An 18,107-nucleotide genomic window follows, 5' to 3' on the forward strand; every position below is an offset into this window, starting at 1 on the left:
CTCACTTTATCGTTATTTCAGGTTGAGCATCATGCTCCGGTGGTGAACAGGTCTAACGCTTCCTTCGATTTACGCACCGCTTCGATAGTGCGAGATGTGAAGTCTGGATTTGCACCGCCATCATTGTAGTGCAACTTGAACAATTCCAGTTTCAGTTGGTCAGCACCAATGAATGCAAAAGCTTCCTCTGCCGCTGAATTGTTCTTAGATAGCAGTCGGTAAATTTCTAACTTGAATTTCTGTTCTTCAGTCATGGGAATAATCTCTGCCATTGTTGGCTCCGTTTATCCGTTAAAAGGGATATCAGTTAAGTTATCCCGTGTAGGGTATAAGCCATTGTCGAGACCACTCATTGAATGGCCTCTGCAATAACCGATGTCTTTCCATCAGTCCGCCACCACAAAGAATCTTTTTTGCCATAAGGCTGGAGGTTCATCTTTCAGTGGCTGCCAGTGTTATTTCCCCACTTACTGGCTTGGGTTGTTTCGCGGTACTGCCGTAACTGGTTTCCCAGAATAAATTCCGGTTTCATTATCAAGCCCACCCGTAGATGGGCTTTGTAATGACTACAGTAACGGACTGCACAATGCGCCTGTATTTCGAGGATGACGTCCAAATACGTTAATCTTCTCGCGAACGCTCTCACTACACATTCGCTCTACAATTCGCCAAACAGCCTTTTCAGGTAAAAATTTCGGCGCTAGTGCTGAAATAGCACGCCACAGACCCCGACTAAGCGAGCACGCTGTGCTACCGAAACTAAAGATGGCGAACGAAATAGACGTGATGAACGCCCAGCAACCAGAGAGAAAAGTTGAGATGCGGTGATAAAGCTTAGTCATGTATTGCTCCTGTTTTTTTTGTTTTTCATCGCCCGATTATTTCAGGCATTGCGTCCTGATGTACTCCTGCAGGTAGTTAACCTGCGCGGTTATCCTGTCGATTCCACTTCGGAGACGGTAATAATTGAGTTCAGCATCTGCTGTAAGTCCTGGGCTTTCTCCATCGCCCATGCCGCTGGCTCCGGTCGTTGACTTTGCACAGGTGGCGGCGACTTGCAGGCGCTTACGACCAGCAGAAACATCAGCACGGAGACTTTCGATAGTCGCGTTAGCATCAGCAAGCTCCTTTGTATATCTGGCATCGAGTTCTGCTACGTCACGTTGACGCTTCTGCATGTCAGCGATGATGTACGTGGCTTTGTCGCGCTGGGCTTTGTAGGCGATGGCGTTATCCCGGTAATGATTAACAGCCCATGACAGACAGACGATGATGCAGATAACCAGAGCGGAGATAATCGCGGTGACTCTGCTCATACCTCAATCTCTCTGACCGCTCCGCCAGCCTCTTTGAATTTTGCAATCAGGCTGTCAGCCTTATGCTCGAACTGGCCATAACCAGCACCCGGCAGTGAAGCCCAGATATTGCTGCAACGGTCGATAGCCTGACGAATATCACCGCGGTCAATCATCGGTAAAGCGCCACGCTCTTTAATCTGTTGCAGTGCCACAGCGTCCTGGCTTTTCGGAGAGAAGTCTTTCAGGCCAAGCTGCTTACGATAGGCATCCCACCAACGGGAAAGAAGCTGGTAACGTCCGGCGGCTGTTGATTTGAGTTTGGGGTTTAGCGTGACAAGTTTGCGAGGGTGATCGGAGTAATCAGTGAATAGCTCTCCGCCAACAATGATGTCATAACCATGATTTCTGGTTTTCTGACGTCCGTTATCAGTTCCCTCTGACCACGCCAGCATATCGAGGAACGCCTTACGTTGATTATTGATTTCCACCATCTTCTACTCCTGCTTTTTTAGCAGCGAAGCGTTTGATAAGCGAACCAATCGAGTCAGTACCGATGTAGCCGATAAACACGCTCGTTATATAAGCGAGATTGCTACTTAGTCCGGCGAAGTCGAGAAGGTCACGAATGAACCAGGCGATAATGGCGCACATCGTTGCGTCGATTACTGTTTTTGTAAACGCACCGCCATTATATCTGCCGCGAAGGTACGCCATTGCAAACGCAAGGATTGCCCCGATGCCTTGTTCCTTTGCCGCGAGAATGGCGGCTAACAGGTCATGTTTTTCTGGCATCTTCATGTCTTACCCCCAATAAGGGGATTTGCTCTATTTAATTAGGAATAAGGTCGATTACTGATAGAACAAATCCAGGCTACTGTGTTTAGTAATCAGATTTGTTCGTGACCGATATGCACGGGCAAAACGGCATGAGGTTGTTAGCGCGACCTCCTGCCACCCGCTTTCACGAAGGTCATGTGTAGAAGGCCGCAGCGTAACTATCACTGATGAATTCAGGATAGCCAGTGGCTACGGCTCAGTTTGGGTTGTGCTGTTGCTGGGCGGCGATGACGCCTGTACGCATTTGGTGATCCGGTTCTGCTTCCGGCATTCGCTTAATTCAGCACAACGGAAAGAGCATTTATGGCTCGCATCGCGGGAAAAAGCCCACGGTAGAGAGTCGAACTCTACAAATACTCTTACCTGTTGTGCGCTCCGTTTCGTGGAGCTAACGGCGACGCTAGTACCGGTCTATGCGTCGCACCCTTGAGGGATTTACTAAGGCGACATGCCCGTTGTTACCCACTCAATTGGACCCTCCCCGTCGCCATCTGGGTCTAGTCAGGAATCGAACCTGCCGAGGGTACATTTGAATGGGTGCCCATTATTAATCACACCGGGCCAGTGCGCCGAATTTGGTAGCTGGGAGTCGGAAGACCCAGTGATTTTGGTTTCTTAGGCCGCCATCAACATCAAATCATCGTTTGCATTTATCTTTGTGGTCAGTTTCTAAAAACCCGCAAAGTCGCCAACTCTGACGAAAACTATCGTTGTGCTGCCACAACGATAAGAGCACTCGGTGCATTTAAGCCAAGCCCCATAAGGGAGAATGCTCTTACCTGTTGTGCAAACGCAAAAAGCCCCGAGCTATTAACTCAGGGCTTTATTTAACGAGTGCATTTATCCATCGTTGAGTCAAATTTACCCAACTTTATTCAATAAGTCAATATCATGCCGTTAATATGTTGCCATCCGTGGCAATCATGCTGCTAACGTGTGACCGCATTCAAAATGTTGTCTGCGATTGACTCTTCTTTGTGGCATTGCACCACCAGAGCGTCATACAGAGGCTTAACAGTGCGTGACCAGGTGGGTTGGGTAAGGTTTGGTATTAGCATCGTCACAGCGCGATATGCTGCGCTTGCTGGCATCCTTGAATAGCCGACGCCTTTGCATCTTCCGCACTCTTTCTCGACAAATCTCCCCCACTGCTCTGTTTTTGCTATATCAACCGCACGGCCTGTACCGTGGCAATCTCTGCATCTTGCGCCCGGCGTCGCGGCACTACGGCAATAATCCGCATAAGCGAATGTTGCGAGCACTTGCAGTACCTTTGCCTTAGTATTTCCTTCGAGCTTTGCCACACCACGGTATTTCCCCGATACCTTGTGTGCAAATTGCATCAGATAGTTGATAGCCTTTTGTTTGTCGTTCTGGCTGAGTTCGTGCTTACCACAGAATGCAGCCATGCCGAATCCGGCTTGTGATTGCGCCATCCCCATAGCAGCCATCACATCAGTACCGGAAAGAGAGTCAGAAGCCGTAGCCCGTGGTGAGTCGCTCATCATCGGGCTTTTTGGCGAATGAAATTTAGCTACGCTTTCGAGTCTCATCGTCTTCCCCTCTTGCCCTGTTTGACCATCAGGACGCCGTTAACTATTACGTGACGCTCGCCTTTGCTGTCTCGGTTGTACTTGAGCACTGTTCCTCTTGCGCAGGAAAGCATCCTCGCCACTTCGGTCTGATTGCCTCGTGTCTGGATAAGAAGCTCTGGTATCGTTTGAATTGTGGCGTTCATACGCTCTCCAGTTCGGTGATTTTTATTCCAAGCCTTCCGCCTGGTACTTTCACGCCACGAATTACGCGAATGTCATCGAATTGCTCGTCGTCTTCCGCAAATCCGGCGTGGATAAGGGAGTCGAGTAAACCTTTCAGGATGTTGTCGAGGTCGCGGCGGCGGGAGTCTGGAACGTCTGCGATGACTTTGATGCGGAGTCGTGATTTGGTGAAAATGTCTAACTTGAGTTGCCGGATTATTTGCTGTACGTCTTTTCGGTATTTCTGGCCTTTATCGCTTATGTAATATTGGCTTCCCCGTCTTCGCCAGTAGGTGTTCACCGACGGCGGGTAAGGAAGCACAAACTGATATTCGTTCATGGCTTAATCTTCCCCTCCTTCAGCAGTATCGCCTGCGTCCTGATTACGCCTTCGAGGTGGTAAAGTCTGGCGTCTTTGTTGTCGAGGTTATGGGTGCGTCGGTCGATTTCATCGTGACACGCGCTACAAGCCCATGCGCCGATCAGGTCGTCAGGCTTCATTCCCGTTCCGCAAATTCCAGCCATCCGGTAATGTGCCAGAACTGTAGTTTCAGGATTGCCATTGCATACGCCGTAAATACGTACCTGGCATTCTCTGCCGCGCGCTTCTTTGCGTAGGTTAGCCATTATGGTTCACTCCAGTAATTCTCAATTGCAGCAGCCATTCTCTGCATCCACTCAGCCAGCTTTAACGCAGCTTCTCTTTCAGAACCACATTTAGGGAAATCCTTCATTTCCATGCTGGCCTTATATGTTCTGAATGCCAGGTCTCCGGTAATAACCAACTCCTGATCAAGCACCGAGCGTTTATTCCGGTGTTGAACGTAATAGACAGATTCAGTCCGCATTTCTTCTCTGTCTTTTTTGAAGGAAATAAGCTCAGAGAAATCACTCATCGTCTTCTTCCTCGTACATTGAGCTATTCGGATCGCTCATCAGTTCTGCGCAGCAATCTGAGCACACGTGAACTTCCAGCACATGCAGCTTCTGACCGCATTTAGCGCACGTTAAAGCTCGCTCGACGCTTTCTTTCTGGTATTGAATGGATTGGGATGGACTAAGCATGGCTTTCACCATTAAAAAGTCGCTTGTAAGCATCAATATCTCGTTTTGCTTCACCAAGCTTTCGTCTTAATTCCATGTTTTCTGATTCAAGCTTTTCCATGTCTTGTTGGTATCGATCGCGGTGTTCTTTCCATGCTTTTCGATACGCCTTCATGTATGTCGTATTGGCCTTTCTCTTTGCCTGACGAACAGCGTGATGGTTTTCTACAAACCACTCAGGGTCGTTAAATGCTGCTCTGGCGCATGTAGACAAATAATTTGCTGCCTCCCTGTTTAGCCAACAAATACTGATAAATGGCAACTTGATAAGCACCATTTTTCGTTGAGACTCTTTCTCGCCAAACATGTGCCATTTTTTGATGCTAAGGCCAAATCCAGGTTGAATTAAAAGCATTGTCATTTCCTCGCACGATGTCTTAGCCACCGGATATCCCACAGGTGAGCCGTGTAGTTGAAGGTTTTTACGTCAGATTCTTTTGGGATTGGCTTGCGTTTATTTCTGGAGCGTTTCGTTGGAAGGTATTTGCAGTTTTCGCAGATTATGTCGGTGAAACTTCGTCGCTGTCGTCTCATTCGTACCTCCTGTCGGTAAACCTGACACCCTGACCAATAGCCCATGCTGTCGTGTACTCAATCAGACTTGCCATACGCTTCACACTCATCTGCGCGCTGCTTTCGCGAATGTTGACGTATTCGCCTTCAAGCCCGGGCAAAACATCAGCTTCCTGCTTTGTTGCCACTGCATGACCGCTGATCAACAAAACCTTCCATTGTTCTGGTTTTAACCATTTATCGCGCCACTGAACTTGCCTGGCGATATCTGCGACCATCGCGTGAAATTTTGCGTTCTGGTCAAGATTTCGCTTGTAGTCAGTAATGCGGATGGTGACTGGCTTGTCTTTATCGAGAGGAGTTGCGAGGATGGCGTTGATTGCGGCTTGCTGTTGTTGCTTAGTTCGGAGGAATATTGTTTGCTTCACTGAACACTCCTTTATTTTTTATGCCTGTAACCCCATTCTTCCAGCAACCTTGCGGCGTACCACCCAAGAAACAAAGGAAAGAACATTACAATGAGATATTCCCCGCCACGGTCAATGTTCGAAATTGACCAGATTACGATGTAACCAGTGCAGGACAGGAATATTACAAACCCCAAAAAGCTACTTCGTCGACTCATGCTCACTCCTTCACTTTGATTCCAGCGGCGCGGATAGCCTCTACATCGCTTTCGTATTGCGATTCTGCACCTGAGTCATAGCCAATGTGATAATCACCGGGAAGTGGGCCTTTCTTTGGCTTTTGCAGCTCAATCTCGATAGCTGCTCGCGATGCCTTCCACGCTTGCCAATACATCTCAACCATATTGGCGTATATTTTATTTTTAGGATCACATCCGGTGTAATTTTCAAACCATTCTTCAAACTGCTTTCTTGATTCATCCATCGATACTTAACCTCAGTTCAACTCACAAAACGCCACGCCATTTTTGCTACAGCGACAGGCGCAACACCGATAATCACCCAGACAAATGCAGCGCCAAACAACGTATACCATGGGTCTTTACCGTCATTCACAAGACGAATGTAGCTATGCAGAACAATAAATAACGTCAGAAGAATCCATCCAACGCCAACGCATTTGAGTGCGACGAGCATAAACTCAGCCACGATTTACTCTCCCCCAAATAAAAAGGCCTGCGATTACCAGCAGGCCTGTTATTAGCTCAGTGATGTAGATGGTCATTTAATACTCCGTCACGTTTTCCTGTCGCCACGCCTCGTCATATTCCGATTTCGGCATATTGGCGATGTAGCTATATGGCGATCCTGATTCAAGTTGCAGGAACTGGTGCGATTGCTCGTCAAGGAACAACGGGACACCACCTTCCCAACCTTCGCCGTTACGTTGTTTTTCAAGCATCAAAACAGATGCCGGAGATGCCAGTAGCTGTTCGTCCTTCTCTGACATCTTTTCACCACTCTGAACTCTCTGTAACGCTCTCTCGCGAGCCTTGTTACGCCAGATGATGAAAAGGTTGTCTGTCAGGTCTGTTATCGCTCCAGAGCCTTTTACGTCCATTTTCCCGGTTGGTTTTTCTTCGCTGTCACCTTTTCGCGAGTGAGTAACGAGAATGACGTGGGAGTTTGTTTTGTTTTTGAAATCGCAAATCGAGTCAACAAACGCCTTCTGCCCGTTATAGTCATCGTCGCCTATGCCACATTTCATCAGGCTGTCGATGATGAATAACTGGATGCCGTATCGGCGGCGAGCGTAGTCGAATATTTCGATCAGCCTGTCGGCTTTCGCCGTTCCGGTCAGGCCAAACACCCAAAGTCTTTCGTCATAAAATTTAAATGCAGAGTCAATTTCCAGCACTGGCGGCATCTTGCAGCACGTTGCCTGACGGGTAAGTCGCTTAAGGAGAATGCCTGGCTTCAGCTCAAGTGACGCGATGCACGTCTTCACACCCTGACGCATTGCCTCAAGTGCCATATGCCCGACAACCTCCGTTTTTCCGTGACCGTTCACACCATTGACCAGCGTCAACTCGGCCTCACGGAACTGGAATTTATCTGCGAGAGATTCCCACGGTGGATTAAACAGATACTGCTGCTTGCCGTAGAAAGCGTTGATAGTGTCCTGGTAAAACTCTCGCGCGCTGTAGAGTTCTTCAGGATCGAAGTAGGATGCCGTGCCGATGTACTGCCAGATTTCATCCTCGGTAACACCGTTCATCAGGCATTCGTTGATGTCTTTGTACGGCAGAGTAACAAGACGGCAACGATGTTCACCGAGTCGGCTTGCGATTTCCCTTGCGGCTTCACGACCAACATCATCAACGTCCATCGAGATGAATATTTCCTCAAACCTGTCGAGGTTGTGGTACTCAAACTCAATCCACTGTTGCTTAGCGCCTTTCCCTCCACCAAACGGCACGGATAACGCCGAGATGCCGTATTGCGCATAGCTCATACAATCAATTTCGCCTTCGCAAAGCACAACCGCCCTCACGCCAGCGTCCAGAGCCTGCCATCCGAACAGACAAGGTTCGCAATCACCTTCTGCCATAATGACTTTCTTCCCGTCCGGGCGCTCAGTGCTGATTCGCTTGACCTGCAACAACTCACCATCGCGTTTGTACGGAAGCACCAGTGCATCAAGTTCTCGTTCTCCCTTCCACACCTTGCCGCTGACAACCTCGTAGCGCTTTACTACTTCTGGCGATATGCCACGCGATTGCAGGTACTCAAGATGGGATTCTGTTCTGGTAACGTAGCGGGCGATTTTCTTGCGATCAGGTCTGGAGAATTTCTTCTCACGTTTGGCATCGAAATGGTGATCGTCATCCTTGATACCGAGAAAGGCTTTCGCTTCCTGCATAGCCTGATGCAGGTTAATTCCACGACATGCCATCCACAAATCAAGCATGTCACCGCCGTCTCCCTCAGCGAAATCAGCCCATTTTTTCTTGCCGCTAAGGTTGACCTTAAGGCTGTTTCCCTTGTCACCGTTGACGTTACCGGCAACCCACTCATGCCCCTCTTTCTTGCCGTTTGGCAACAGGTGCGGAGCCACCCTGTCAACCTGCGCCCAAAGCAGGTCGCTGAGTTCACTTGGCCTCATGATTCCCTCAGATTGAGATTTTTAAACCAGAAATCGACAAACGAAATACTTAACCAGCCGTGGTTATAACCAGCGACCAGTAGCGATTTGATTTTTGATTTCATGGTTCACCTGTCGAAAAACACGTAGCCAGTTTTCGATACGGTGATTGCGGATGATGGTTTGGATTGTGGTTGAATGGTTTCTGGCTTCTCGTCGTTCCAGCGTTGACCGTTCAGGTAGCTCGATGGTAACAACCTGTCGAATCCGAACTGCTTACCATTCCTGCATGCGATGTCTTCTGCCAGCATCGTGGCAAACTCGCTTGCCGTACCCCTGGTAGTTTTACGCCATTCCCTGAACTGTGTTCTGAATGCCGAAGCTGCGTTTTTCTTCCCGGCTTTCCGCATGCCTGCACACCAGAATATTTCCTCGAATGCCTTGTCGGTTTCTTCGTGACGGTCAGGTGATTTTTCACACTCCGTCCGAACACTTTCGGACATAGTGTTTTTATTATTTCTTTTTTCTTTTGTAATAGTTTCTTTTGTGTGTCCCTGTTTTGGTGACAGCGCTGTCACCGTTTTGGTGACACTTTTTGTCACCAATGCAGTGACATTATCACCAGAGTAGTGACACCCTTCGATTTGCCATTCCTCGATGTTCTTGTTAGGCCCGATTTGCTGGCCTTCGCGAAGGATAACCTTCATCGCGATAAGCTCATTCTTGGCCTTGTTTACCTTCTGTCTTGGCAGCCTGGTAATTTGAGCTAACTGACTATCAGAGATGCGATCCATCTTTTTACCGTAGCCGTATGTTTTACGGCATATGGCGTGGGCAACCTTGCTCTGATTTTTCGTTAAATCTGCGCCGATAAGCTCTTCATACAGGGCATTTGCAAGACGGGTATAACCATCTTCAACTTCTGCCACACGACGCTCCACAGGCCGTTGTGAAGGCCTTAAATGTGTTACGGTTGCAAGATTACTCATGACCTTTCTCCTTCTGCATCAGCTTCACTTTTTCCAACTCAGCCCGGAATCGACCAGGCTGCTTGAAGCTGGACAGGAAGCGATCACGTAGTATGTGTTTGTGAATTTTGTCCTGGTAAGGACTGAGTTGTTTTGTCATAATTACTCCTGTGGATTGATCCAGTCTTTCTACATCAGGCCTCAAAACTGTTGCAGCAGTCTTGAGGCTTTTCTTTTGTCAGCACCATGGCTACTTTCTTTGCCAGCTCCGCTAATTCCTCGTCTTCAACACCCCACTCCAGCACAGCCAGAAGCATTCCCATTTTTGGGATGAAGCTGTCTTTCCATCGCGAAATTTGCGATTCATTGATCCCTAATGCATCAGCAACCTTTCGCTGACCACGTACAGCAATTCGATTCAGGATGTTGCTTGTAATTGCATTCGCTTTCTTGCGAGTACTTGTAAGTTGCATATGTAAGTATTTCCTTAACAAATAAGAAGTTATGCACATCAAATTATGCGCGTTGTATTCCCGCATTTCGGCGGGAATGATGACCATGACTGTTAAAGAGCAATTTGCTTATGCCGCTTTGCGGTAAGCGCTTTCTTGATACTTCAGGGCGCCAGCTGTAACGACTTCCAGTCGATAGGCGTCTTTCTCTGGGATGACTTCCTTCCACTGAGAGACTGCTGCGTCGCTAATGCCTAACGCTTTAGCTACAGCACGCTGGGTTCCGAAGTGGTCGATAACATCTTTCTTGTACATAGACTCGCTCCGAAATTAAAGAACACTTAAATTATCCACTAAAGGAATCTTAAGTCAAGTTTATTTAAGATGTCTTAACTATGAAAACTCAATTGATGGGAGAGCGCATTCGCGCTCGGAGAAAAGAACTCAAGATCAGGCAGGCCGCACTTGGAAAGATGGTCGGCGTGTCTAATGTTGCCATATCTCAGTGGGAACGCTCTGAGACAGAGCCAAATGGAGAGAATCTTCTCGCCCTGGCTAATGCGTTGAAGTGTTCCCCTGACTATCTGATGAAAGGAGAGGAAAGTCTTTCAAACATTGCCTATCACAGTAGGCATGATCCAAGAGGGTCATACCCTCTGATTAGCTGGGTGAGCGCAGGATGCTGGATGGAAGCTGTAGAACCATATCATAAGCGTGCAATAGATAACTGGTACGATACAACCGTAGACTGTTCAGAAGATTCGTTTTGGTTGGACGTGAAGGGAGACTCAATGACGGCTCCGGCCGGTCTCAGTATCCCTGAAGGAATGATAATACTCGTCGATCCTGAAGTAGAGCCGCGTAACGGGAAACTGGTAGTTGCAAAGCTCGAAGGAGAAAACGAGGCAACTTTCAAGAAGTTAGTTATTGATGCAGGCAGGAAGTTTCTAAAACCACTTAACCCACAATATCCGATGATCGAGATCAACGGAAACTGCAAAATCATCGGCGTAGTTGTCGATGCAAAACTAGCAAACCTTCCATAAGGGGGCATTCGCCCCTTTTTTTTATTTCCTTTAAAAATCAAAGCCAAACTTAAGTTACGAAAGAAAATTTAAGTTTTCTTCAAAAATACTCTTGACCATTAATTAAAGAGATCTTAAATTTAAGCCATCAGCAGGACGCTGGTAGCCAAACGGAACAGATTGGCAGGCTCTTTAACATTGATGGGATTGTCCCGCCGAAATGCGGGAACCAAAGAGTAGTTGGCTTTGGGATTGGATGAATGAGCAGGCTGATGCTCGACCAATGTATAAACAGCGCTCATGGCAAGCAGTAACCAATCTGCGCCTCAAGACAGCGTCACTGGTAGTGCGGGCGCTCTAACCAGTAAGCCGGAGTTCAGCACCGGCCATCCAATCGCCAAAGTCAATTCCATAGGCGTTATGCAGCCGCCACCATATTCAAGAAAGCTGCACAAGAGGTAGGAGGATTTATGTGAATACTTACATTCAGTTGAGAGATTAATTAAATAGAACTGATCGAGCAGAGTCCATGAAGGCTCATAAATGCTCTTCCATCCCCGTCTAATTGGCGGGGATGGAAACCACTTTGTAATAAAAAAAATTCCAAAGTTGTTTCATCGGAGGTCAACATGACAGTAGTCATTACATATCTGGCTGACGATAACGCCAGAAATCGCCGCAGAGCACGCAGACAGGCTCAACGTGAACAGGCAATGCAAGAGCAGCGACTGGCGCGAAAAATTGCGCTAAAGCTCTCTGGTTGCGTCAGAGCAGACAAAGCAACATCACTCGGAAGCCTTCGCTGCAAGAAGGCAGAAGAAGTCGAGCGTAAACAGAACCGTATTTACTACCGCAAGCCACGCAGTGAAATGGGTGTGACTTGTGTTGGTCGCCAGAAAATGAAATTAGGCAGCAAACCACTTATTTGAGAGGAATTAATATGTCATCAATCCGCTTAACTACGAGAATGAAAGAGGAAATCGCTCGTAACGCTTTAATTAAGTCTGGGGTTTTCACTGAACTTGAAGAAGTAACAAAGTTAAAGAACCATCTTGCACTTGACGCCAGAGTTATTGCGTTTGGCGGTAAAAAGAAAACTGAGGAAGTGGATCAGTTATCATCCAAGTTGGTAGCTATAAGTGAAGAACTTGAAAAGATGGGATGTTCATTTTACTCATACGATGTTAGTTCTACTTCAATTTATCTTACTGTATCTGGCAGAAGGGTTGGATGGCTTTCATATGGGAAAGACGGCAACGGCGAAGATATATTACTCCCTACTCCGAACAAAGATAAATGCATGTTTAGCGCAGAACACGAAATAACAAAAAGGTTTTGATGAAATCTGCGCATTGCAACAAAAACTTGAAGCCAAGAAAAAGGATATCGAATCAAATGTATGGGCTGCTTTGAACTCAGTCACAACAGTTAAGCGACTTATTGAGGTTTGGCCTGAAAGCAAAGAATTGCTACCAAAAGAAGCAGATAAAGCAAGTACAGCACTTCCTGCTTTACGGGTAGAAGATTTGAATAAGATGATTGGACTTCCTTCCGAGGCCGCATAGTCGGCCTTTATTTTTGGCACTAACAACAGAATAAACACTGCATTGTGTATTCATTCCAACGAGTGAATACACGGAGCAATGTCGCTCGTAACCAAACAGGAGCCGACTTGTTCTGATTATTGGAAATCTTCTTTGCCCTCCTATGTGAGGGCGATTTTTTTTTGACGGAGGAATTATGAAAATTACAGATATTCTGGTTAATCCAGATGATTACGACCAATTCAATATCTCTACTCAATCAGTTGATTTGGGATGTGCAACTGTCAGCGCATGGCTACTTAATGGTAAACAGTTGGATAAATGCCTTGATGCACATATGACGGTTAACAGCTTCCTTGCAGAAAAGACACACTGGCAAGATGCTGGAGGGAAATATGCCGGATGGCTTGAAAGCATGGGATTTGAATATCAATCTGATGAAGGTTGGTGGAGCCTTATAGCTGTAACGCCTGAGACAATAGAATGCTTCGTTAAATACTCAAACGACGATGACTATAAACACCAGGTAGATTCTGCGATAGAAAGATACAAAAGAAAATCGTTCAACCACGAAATATCATCAGTTCTTGATTTCATAGAAATCTTCAAATAAGCCGCCAAGCGCGGCTTTACCGCATACCAACAATGCTTCACGAGAGGCATTTTCGTTATGCAATCAAATATAAGGAGTTACCCATGATGCACTTTCAGCTCGCGGGTAGCGGCGTCATGTCCGCTTTCTACCCGCACGAATCTGAATTATCACGCCGAGTTAAACAATTAATCAGAGCAGCAAAGAAACAACTGGAGGCGTTATGCGCAATGAAATAGCCATTAATCACCAGATGCTTCGTGCTGCACAAAACAAAGCAGTAATAGCCCGATTTATTGGTGATTCAAAAATGTGGCTTGAAGCAAATAAAGCGATGAAATCAGCTATCAACCTTCCGTGGTATCGCAGGAAATGAGTTTTACAGATAACTGTTCAGACGAAGAATTCATTCGTCAGATGAAAGAATTAATCGGTAACGAAGGAGATATTCATGTCGCTTGCAACCACAGTGAAGGAGAGCAAGTTACAGAGACGCATGTACACGCAGAAAGCTCTCTGGTATCGCCATAATGGCGACCGCGAAGGAATGCGGGTATGCCTTAATTTGTCACGAGTCGAAGTATTAAACCAGCGTTATTTCCTTGGGCCATGTCCATTCTGAGGTGAATTATGGATTTGAATAAATTCGATGAGCCATTCAGCCCTGAAGATATCGAATGGCGAATACAGCAAAGCGGTAAAACACGCGATGGCAAAGTGTGGGCTATGGTGCTGGCTTATGTCACGAACCGGGCAATCATGAAACGCCTGGACGATGTTTGCGGCAAAGCAGGATGGCGCAATGAATACCGCGATATTCCCAACAACGGCGGCGTTGAATGCGGCATATCGATAAAGATTGATTCCGAATGGGTAACCAAATGGGATGCTGCTGAAAACACGCAGGTAGAAGCCGTCAAAGGTGGTCGTTCCGGTGCAATGAAGCGCGCTGCCGTTCAGTGGGGAATCGGTCGGTATCTGTATAACCTTGAGGAAGGTTTCGCACAAACATCTCTCGATAAAAAGCAGGGGTGGCACAGGGCAAAACTGAAGGATGGAACAGGATTTTACTGGCTCCCTCCATCGCTGCCGGGATGGGCAATCCCAGCATCAGATAACAAACCATCACCAGAAAATACCAACCAGAAATCTCCATCGGTTGACTGCGAACAAATCCTGAAAGACTTCAGCGATTATGCGTCAACAGAAACTGATAAGAAAAAACTCATCGAGCGTTATCAGCGTGACTGGCAATTAATGGCTGGCAACGAGGAGGCGCAGGCTAAATGCGTTCAGGTAATGAACATCAGAGTTAACGAACTAAAACAGGCGGCATAAATGGCAAGCAGAGGCGTAAATAAGGTGATCATTATTGGTCGCCTTGGGCATGATCCAGAAATCAGATATTCACCATCAGGAACGGCATTTGCAAACCTTACAGTTGCTACGTCAGAACAATGGCGTGATAAGAAAACTGGAGAGCAAAAGGAGCAGACGGAGTGGCACCGCGTGGTAATGAGCGGGAAACTGGCAGAAATTGCCAGCGAATATCTGCGAAAAGGCTCTGAGGTTTATCTTGAAGGCAAATTGCGGACAAGAAAATGGCAGGATCAAAGCGGACAGGATCGGTTCACTACCGAAGTCATCGTGGGCGTTGGTGGAACCATGCAAATGCTTGGTGGCAAGCAAGGAGGCAATGAACAGTCTTCACCTCAGCGAAATAATGGTCAGCAACAAAGACAGCAACCTCAGCAGCAGGGAAATCACAGCGAACCACCTATGGATTTTGACGACGATATCCCCTTTGCACCAGTAACTCTCCCCTTCCCTCGTCACGCTATTCACGCAATTTAAGGACTTACATGAATCACTTGATGGTTGACCTTGAAACAATGGGCAACGGGCCATACGCGCCAGTTATTTCTATTGGGGCGGTATTCTTTGAACCGAATACCGGAGAAACAGGAGAAGAGTTCTCGGTAAATATCTCGCTTGAGTCATCAATGCGATATCGGGCGCGTCCTGACGCTTCAACGATTTTATGGTGGCTGGAACAGAGTGAAGAAGCCAGAAAATCGCTAATCAGCAACACTCAGGAGCTTTCAACGGCTCTTTCATGGTTATCTGAATTCATCATAAAGAACGCTAACCACAAATTCGTTCAGGTTTGGGGGAATGGAGCATCATTTGACTGCGTTATTCTCCGAAACAGTTATTCGCTGACAGGGCAGCCAGTTCCGTGGCAGTGGTGGAATGACCGCGACGTAAGAACAATCGTCGAACTTGGGAAGGTAATAGGATTCGACCCTAAGCGAGATATGCCATTCAAAGGAACTCGCCACAACGCGCTTGATGATGCCATTCACCAAGCCAAATACGTTTCAGCGATCTGGAAAAAGTTAGCTAAATAATCAACAGGAGAAAACCATGCCAGCGCCTCTGTATGGTGCGGATGACGCGCGCCGCTGTTCCGGCAATTCCGTATCGGAGGTGCTGGATAAATTCAGAAAAAACTACGATCGGATAATGTCGCTACCGCAGGAAACGAAAGAGGAAAAGGAATTTCGCCATTGTATATGGCTTGCAGAGAAAGAAGAACTCGAGCGAATTTACCAGACATCAATCCGACCATTCCGCAAAGCCACATATACCCACTTCCCTGAAATTGACCCGCGCCTGCGTAATTACCGCTCACGCTATGGCGCTATCAGTAATGACTGAGGAATTTACCATGAGAGGACTTGCATACAATCCCGGCATTCTTCCGGCAGAAATGATTATTCGCCAACGCGTAAAGCCAATGCCATCGAGAGAGGAATTTCTTAAGAGAAATTCTTTTCCATCAGTGAATCAAAACAAATATCTGAATGCGATGTGGCGGAGTGGGAAGAAATGAAACAAATGTCACTAATTGAGATGGATGGTTTTCTGAAAGGTAAATGCATCCCATGTGATTTAAAGGTTAACGAAACAAATGCTGAATATCTGGTACGCAAATTTACTGAAGCGGAGGCCAAGATTTCAGCTCTGTCCGAAGACCAACAGAAAGCGATTGAGTCAATTAAGCAGGCTGATGCGGCTGTTAAGTTGGCACACGAGAAGTTTTCGGCGCTGGCGGCGGAGAATGCGGGGCTGAAACATGCAATGGCTGTAACTCTTGAGCATGTGTCGGTCACGGATGCAGGGCAGGCCGGAGTTGCTGCAATGATTATCAACGATGCCCTGCACCACAGCGAAACCCCAGCCACCGATGCTTTCCTGGCTGAAGTACGGGCGCAGGGGGTAGAGATGTACGCAGATAACCTCGACAACGGAGCAGACGACGCAGAACGAGGTGGTTTTGATTATGCCGTTAAGTTTCTACGCAGTGAAGCGTCTGGTGTACGTTTGTTCGCCGACCAGCTTCGCAAAGGAGGCAACCAGTGAGCGAAATTAATTACCAGGCACTGCGTGAGGCGGCGGAACGTGCAATTCCAGCAATGGAACGCCTGTTAATGTTGCCAGCTGATGATGATTTGTTAAGTGAACAAGAACTTAAAGATTACGGTGTGGATATTGATGCGCTCAACGCCTTCAAATTTCTGGCCGGACCAGAAACCGTGCTGGCGCTTCTGGATGAACGGGAAAGAAACCAGCAATACATCAAAAGCCGCGACCAGGAGAACGAGGATATTGCTCTTACTGTTGGGAAGCTGCGCGTTGAGCTGGAAGGCAAAGACAGCAAAATAGCCAATCTTACCGCCGAACGCGATGCTCTTCGTGAAGGTGAGATGGGCGACGCTAGGCATAGCAACACACGGGCCGCAGCTGATATCTACTTCCAACTGGTCGAGGAGTGCGAAATTCCTGCTGGCGGTTCTCTGGTCGAGTACGTTGACGATATGCGCGAGAAGCTGGAATCCGCAGAGATGCGCATAGCAGAACTGGAGGATCGGGAAATACTGCTCCCGGAACGTAGCAGCATGCTTCATCGAACAGATTTTCACGATGATTACCAAACGGTAATGGCATACAAAGCTTCTGAGGTCATCGCTGCAATCCGCGCCGCAGGCATTCGCATCAAAGGAGAGTGATATGACCACTTTTACCGACAAAGAACTGATTAAAGAAATCAAAGAGCGCATAGGAAGCTTGGACGTTCGAGACAATATTGAGCGCCGTGCTTATGAAATTGCACTGGCATCGCTGGAAGCAGAACCAGTTGCTTATATTTTCAAACATCCGGCCGGGAAATTATTCTGGGCTTTAACGGATGAAAGCAATAAAGAGCAACCGGACGTTATTCCTGTTTATGCTGACTCACCTGCGCCGGTTGTGCCGGATGAAATAGACGTAAACGATGTACCAAGGGCGGTGACATATTTCAAGAAACACAGAGATTGTTACGCAGATGGCTGGAACGCCTGCCGCGCCGCCATGCTTCAGTCCGGAAACTTTCGGGAAAACAAGAATTCGTCAACCAATAATTTTCGGGAAATCGCGGAAACGTCAACCAACTATCCGGTAATTCCTAGTGAGGTGTTGTCCGCAATCCTGAAGGTTGCCAAGATTCGTGCCGATTTCGATGATTTTGACGGTGACAGGCGAGGTATCGGTGATTGTCTGGATGAGGCTGAGCAAGAGCTTATCGTTACCATTAACAAATATGCCAGTCAGTTGGCAGCAGAACCGATAGCGGCTAATGACGTTCGAGAGCAGCAGACAGCCGTTCCGCCAGTTCCAGAAATACAGGCTGATGTCGCGCAAGCAATTGAAAATCTCAAGCAGAAGTTAGTGGAATGCAATCGCTATAACTACTGCGCAGATGCAGTGAAGAACGTTGAGGATGCCTGCCACGCTGCCATGCTTCATGGTGCCGAACCTGCAAGTAATCATGAAGAGTTGCCACTTGATTATCTCCAAGGTCAAAAAGATGGTCTTGAATGGGCTGCGCAGCTTGCAGAAGCAAATCACCCACAAACTGGCG

The 18,107-nt window shown here is 47.3% G+C and carries 32 protein-coding genes and 3 pseudogenes; 15 read left to right on the forward strand and 20 right to left on the reverse strand.

Annotated elements, in window-relative coordinates:
* Positions 1 to 29 precede the first annotated feature (29 nt).
* From C4F37_RS24000 to C4F37_RS24115, 20 genes are all read right to left on the reverse strand, one after another.
* On the reverse strand, positions 30 to 272 hold the full coding sequence (locus C4F37_RS24000; protein WP_000807780.1) for a DUF2560 family protein: 243 nt from the start codon (positions 270 to 272) through the stop codon (positions 30 to 32).
* Positions 273 to 878: 606 nt separating this feature from the next.
* Positions 879 to 1,316: a lysis protein gene (locus C4F37_RS24010; protein ID WP_106106725.1), complete on the reverse strand. Its 438-nt coding sequence runs from the start codon at positions 1,314 to 1,316 to the stop codon at positions 879 to 881.
* The gene (locus C4F37_RS24015; RefSeq protein ID WP_106106726.1) at positions 1,313 to 1,789 is read right to left on the reverse strand and encodes a glycoside hydrolase family 24 protein; all 477 of its coding nucleotides are present in this window, start codon (positions 1,787 to 1,789) and stop codon (positions 1,313 to 1,315) included. Before C4F37_RS24015 ends, C4F37_RS24010 begins: the two co-directional genes overlap by 4 nt.
* Positions 1,773 to 2,096, reverse strand: a complete 324-nt coding sequence (locus tag C4F37_RS24020; protein ID WP_000783734.1) for a phage holin, lambda family — start codon at positions 2,094 to 2,096, stop codon at positions 1,773 to 1,775. Before C4F37_RS24020 ends, C4F37_RS24015 begins: the two co-directional genes overlap by 17 nt.
* Before the next feature lie 968 nt (positions 2,097 to 3,064).
* Positions 3,065 to 3,688, reverse strand: a complete 624-nt coding sequence (locus C4F37_RS24035; RefSeq protein ID WP_106106727.1) for an antitermination protein — start codon at positions 3,686 to 3,688, stop codon at positions 3,065 to 3,067.
* The gene (locus tag C4F37_RS24040) at positions 3,685 to 3,873 is read right to left on the reverse strand and encodes a protein ninH (RefSeq protein WP_000994516.1); all 189 of its coding nucleotides are present in this window, start codon (positions 3,871 to 3,873) and stop codon (positions 3,685 to 3,687) included. The genes C4F37_RS24035 and C4F37_RS24040 overlap by 4 nt, the downstream gene beginning before the upstream one ends.
* Positions 3,870 to 4,232 carry a RusA family crossover junction endodeoxyribonuclease gene (locus C4F37_RS24045; protein WP_004031420.1) on the reverse strand — a complete coding sequence of 121 codons (363 nt, stop codon included), beginning with the start codon at positions 4,230 to 4,232 and terminating at the stop codon, positions 3,870 to 3,872. The genes C4F37_RS24040 and C4F37_RS24045 overlap by 4 nt, the downstream gene beginning before the upstream one ends.
* The gene (locus tag C4F37_RS24050) at positions 4,229 to 4,519 is read right to left on the reverse strand and encodes a DUF1364 domain-containing protein (protein WP_000002243.1); all 291 of its coding nucleotides are present in this window, start codon (positions 4,517 to 4,519) and stop codon (positions 4,229 to 4,231) included. The genes C4F37_RS24045 and C4F37_RS24050 overlap by 4 nt, the downstream gene beginning before the upstream one ends.
* Positions 4,519 to 4,788, reverse strand: coding sequence for a hypothetical protein (locus C4F37_RS24055; protein ID WP_001279421.1), 270 nt, complete (start codon positions 4,786 to 4,788; stop codon positions 4,519 to 4,521). Before C4F37_RS24055 ends, C4F37_RS24050 begins: the two co-directional genes overlap by 1 nt.
* The gene (locus C4F37_RS24060) at positions 4,781 to 4,990 is read right to left on the reverse strand and encodes a protein NinF (RefSeq protein WP_106106728.1); all 210 of its coding nucleotides are present in this window, start codon (positions 4,988 to 4,990) and stop codon (positions 4,781 to 4,783) included. The genes C4F37_RS24055 and C4F37_RS24060 overlap by 8 nt, the downstream gene beginning before the upstream one ends.
* Positions 4,950 to 5,351: a hypothetical protein gene (locus C4F37_RS24065; RefSeq protein ID WP_106106729.1), complete on the reverse strand. Its 402-nt coding sequence runs from the start codon at positions 5,349 to 5,351 to the stop codon at positions 4,950 to 4,952. Before C4F37_RS24065 ends, C4F37_RS24060 begins: the two co-directional genes overlap by 41 nt.
* Before the next feature lie 2 nt (positions 5,352 to 5,353).
* A complete protein-coding gene (locus C4F37_RS24070; protein ID WP_001254220.1) occupies positions 5,354 to 5,530 on the reverse strand; it encodes a NinE family protein in 177 nt (58 codons plus the stop codon).
* Positions 5,527 to 5,937, reverse strand: coding sequence for a recombination protein NinB (locus C4F37_RS24075; protein ID WP_000814617.1), 411 nt, complete (start codon positions 5,935 to 5,937; stop codon positions 5,527 to 5,529). The genes C4F37_RS24070 and C4F37_RS24075 overlap by 4 nt, the downstream gene beginning before the upstream one ends.
* A gap of 199 nt (positions 5,938 to 6,136) precedes the next feature.
* Positions 6,137 to 6,400: a hypothetical protein gene (locus tag C4F37_RS24085; RefSeq protein ID WP_106106730.1), complete on the reverse strand. Its 264-nt coding sequence runs from the start codon at positions 6,398 to 6,400 to the stop codon at positions 6,137 to 6,139.
* A 17-nt stretch (positions 6,401 to 6,417) separates the two neighbouring features.
* Positions 6,418 to 6,624 (reverse strand): hypothetical protein, encoded by a 207-nt coding sequence (locus tag C4F37_RS24090; RefSeq protein WP_095186730.1) that lies wholly within the window; start codon positions 6,622 to 6,624, stop codon positions 6,418 to 6,420.
* A 76-nt stretch (positions 6,625 to 6,700) separates the two neighbouring features.
* A complete protein-coding gene (locus C4F37_RS24095) occupies positions 6,701 to 8,581 on the reverse strand; it encodes a toprim domain-containing protein (RefSeq protein WP_094283591.1) in 1,881 nt (626 codons plus the stop codon).
* Positions 8,582 to 8,688: 107 nt separating this feature from the next.
* Positions 8,689 to 9,549: a replication protein gene (locus C4F37_RS24100; RefSeq protein WP_000067065.1), complete on the reverse strand. Its 861-nt coding sequence runs from the start codon at positions 9,547 to 9,549 to the stop codon at positions 8,689 to 8,691.
* Positions 9,542 to 9,688, reverse strand: coding sequence for a DUF2740 family protein (locus tag C4F37_RS24105; protein WP_000166207.1), 147 nt, complete (start codon positions 9,686 to 9,688; stop codon positions 9,542 to 9,544). Before C4F37_RS24105 ends, C4F37_RS24100 begins: the two co-directional genes overlap by 8 nt.
* Positions 9,689 to 9,722: 34 nt before the next feature.
* Entirely contained in the window at positions 9,723 to 10,001 is a 279-nt protein-coding gene (locus tag C4F37_RS24110) for a lambda phage CII family protein (RefSeq protein ID WP_044066512.1), read from the reverse strand.
* Between the two features lie 108 nt (positions 10,002 to 10,109).
* Positions 10,110 to 10,295, reverse strand: coding sequence for a Cro/CI family transcriptional regulator (locus C4F37_RS24115; protein ID WP_000276886.1), 186 nt, complete (start codon positions 10,293 to 10,295; stop codon positions 10,110 to 10,112).
* Positions 10,296 to 10,375: 80 nt separating this feature from the next.
* On the opposite strand from C4F37_RS24115, the gene C4F37_RS24120 reads away from it, so the two are divergent.
* The 15 genes and pseudogenes from C4F37_RS24120 to C4F37_RS28465 form a co-directional block, all read left to right on the forward strand.
* Positions 10,376 to 11,026, forward strand: a complete 651-nt coding sequence (locus tag C4F37_RS24120; RefSeq protein WP_000856967.1) for a LexA family protein — start codon at positions 10,376 to 10,378, stop codon at positions 11,024 to 11,026.
* A gap of 608 nt (positions 11,027 to 11,634) precedes the next feature.
* Complete coding sequence (locus tag C4F37_RS24125) at positions 11,635 to 11,934, forward strand: hypothetical protein (protein ID WP_106106731.1); 300 nt, start codon at positions 11,635 to 11,637, stop codon at positions 11,932 to 11,934.
* 11 nt (positions 11,935 to 11,945) lie between these two features.
* A pseudogene (locus C4F37_RS28295) lies at positions 11,946 to 12,570 on the forward strand (Nmad5 family putative nucleotide modification protein).
* A gap of 175 nt (positions 12,571 to 12,745) precedes the next feature.
* Positions 12,746 to 13,162: a hypothetical protein gene (locus C4F37_RS24135; protein ID WP_106106732.1), complete on the forward strand. Its 417-nt coding sequence runs from the start codon at positions 12,746 to 12,748 to the stop codon at positions 13,160 to 13,162.
* 83 nt (positions 13,163 to 13,245) lie between these two features.
* Positions 13,246 to 13,380 carry a hypothetical protein gene (locus C4F37_RS24140; RefSeq protein WP_000972063.1) on the forward strand — a complete coding sequence of 45 codons (135 nt, stop codon included), beginning with the start codon at positions 13,246 to 13,248 and terminating at the stop codon, positions 13,378 to 13,380.
* The gene (gene kil / locus C4F37_RS24145; RefSeq protein WP_001243355.1) at positions 13,365 to 13,517 is read left to right on the forward strand and encodes a host cell division inhibitory peptide Kil; all 153 of its coding nucleotides are present in this window, start codon (positions 13,365 to 13,367) and stop codon (positions 13,515 to 13,517) included. The genes C4F37_RS24140 and kil overlap by 16 nt, the downstream gene beginning before the upstream one ends.
* 254 nt (positions 13,518 to 13,771) lie before the next feature.
* Positions 13,772 to 14,479 (forward strand): Rad52/Rad22 family DNA repair protein, encoded by a 708-nt coding sequence (locus tag C4F37_RS24150; protein ID WP_000365280.1) that lies wholly within the window; start codon positions 13,772 to 13,774, stop codon positions 14,477 to 14,479.
* Positions 14,480 to 14,995: a single-stranded DNA-binding protein gene (ssb, locus tag C4F37_RS24155; RefSeq protein WP_000168258.1), complete on the forward strand. Its 516-nt coding sequence runs from the start codon at positions 14,480 to 14,482 to the stop codon at positions 14,993 to 14,995.
* 8 nt (positions 14,996 to 15,003) lie between these two features.
* Positions 15,004 to 15,552 (forward strand): 3'-5' exonuclease, encoded by a 549-nt coding sequence (locus tag C4F37_RS24160; RefSeq protein ID WP_106106733.1) that lies wholly within the window; start codon positions 15,004 to 15,006, stop codon positions 15,550 to 15,552.
* A 16-nt stretch (positions 15,553 to 15,568) separates the two neighbouring features.
* A complete protein-coding gene (locus tag C4F37_RS24165; RefSeq protein WP_034169239.1) occupies positions 15,569 to 15,862 on the forward strand; it encodes a phage anti-RecBCD protein in 294 nt (97 codons plus the stop codon).
* Between the two features lie 10 nt (positions 15,863 to 15,872).
* On the forward strand, positions 15,873 to 16,037 hold the full coding sequence (locus tag C4F37_RS24170; RefSeq protein WP_106106734.1) for a DUF2737 family protein: 165 nt from the start codon (positions 15,873 to 15,875) through the stop codon (positions 16,035 to 16,037).
* A complete protein-coding gene (locus tag C4F37_RS24175) occupies positions 16,034 to 16,567 on the forward strand; it encodes a hypothetical protein (RefSeq protein ID WP_106106735.1) in 534 nt (177 codons plus the stop codon). The genes C4F37_RS24170 and C4F37_RS24175 overlap by 4 nt, the downstream gene beginning before the upstream one ends.
* Entirely contained in the window at positions 16,564 to 17,214 is a 651-nt protein-coding gene (locus tag C4F37_RS24180; RefSeq protein WP_106106736.1) for an ead/Ea22-like family protein, read from the forward strand. The genes C4F37_RS24175 and C4F37_RS24180 overlap by 4 nt, the downstream gene beginning before the upstream one ends.
* 1 nt (position 17,215) lies before the next feature.
* Positions 17,216 to 17,341, forward strand: a pseudogene (locus tag C4F37_RS28460) (hypothetical protein); the annotation flags it as partial.
* Positions 17,342 to 17,548: 207 nt separating this feature from the next.
* Positions 17,549 to 17,809 (forward strand): annotated as a pseudogene (locus C4F37_RS28465) (DUF551 domain-containing protein); the annotation flags it as partial.
* Positions 17,810 to 18,107 lie beyond the last annotated feature (298 nt).

The sequence above is a fragment of the Escherichia sp. R1 genome (genome assembly GCF_003000935.1).
Classification (GTDB): domain Bacteria; phylum Pseudomonadota; class Gammaproteobacteria; order Enterobacterales; family Enterobacteriaceae; genus Escherichia; species Escherichia coli.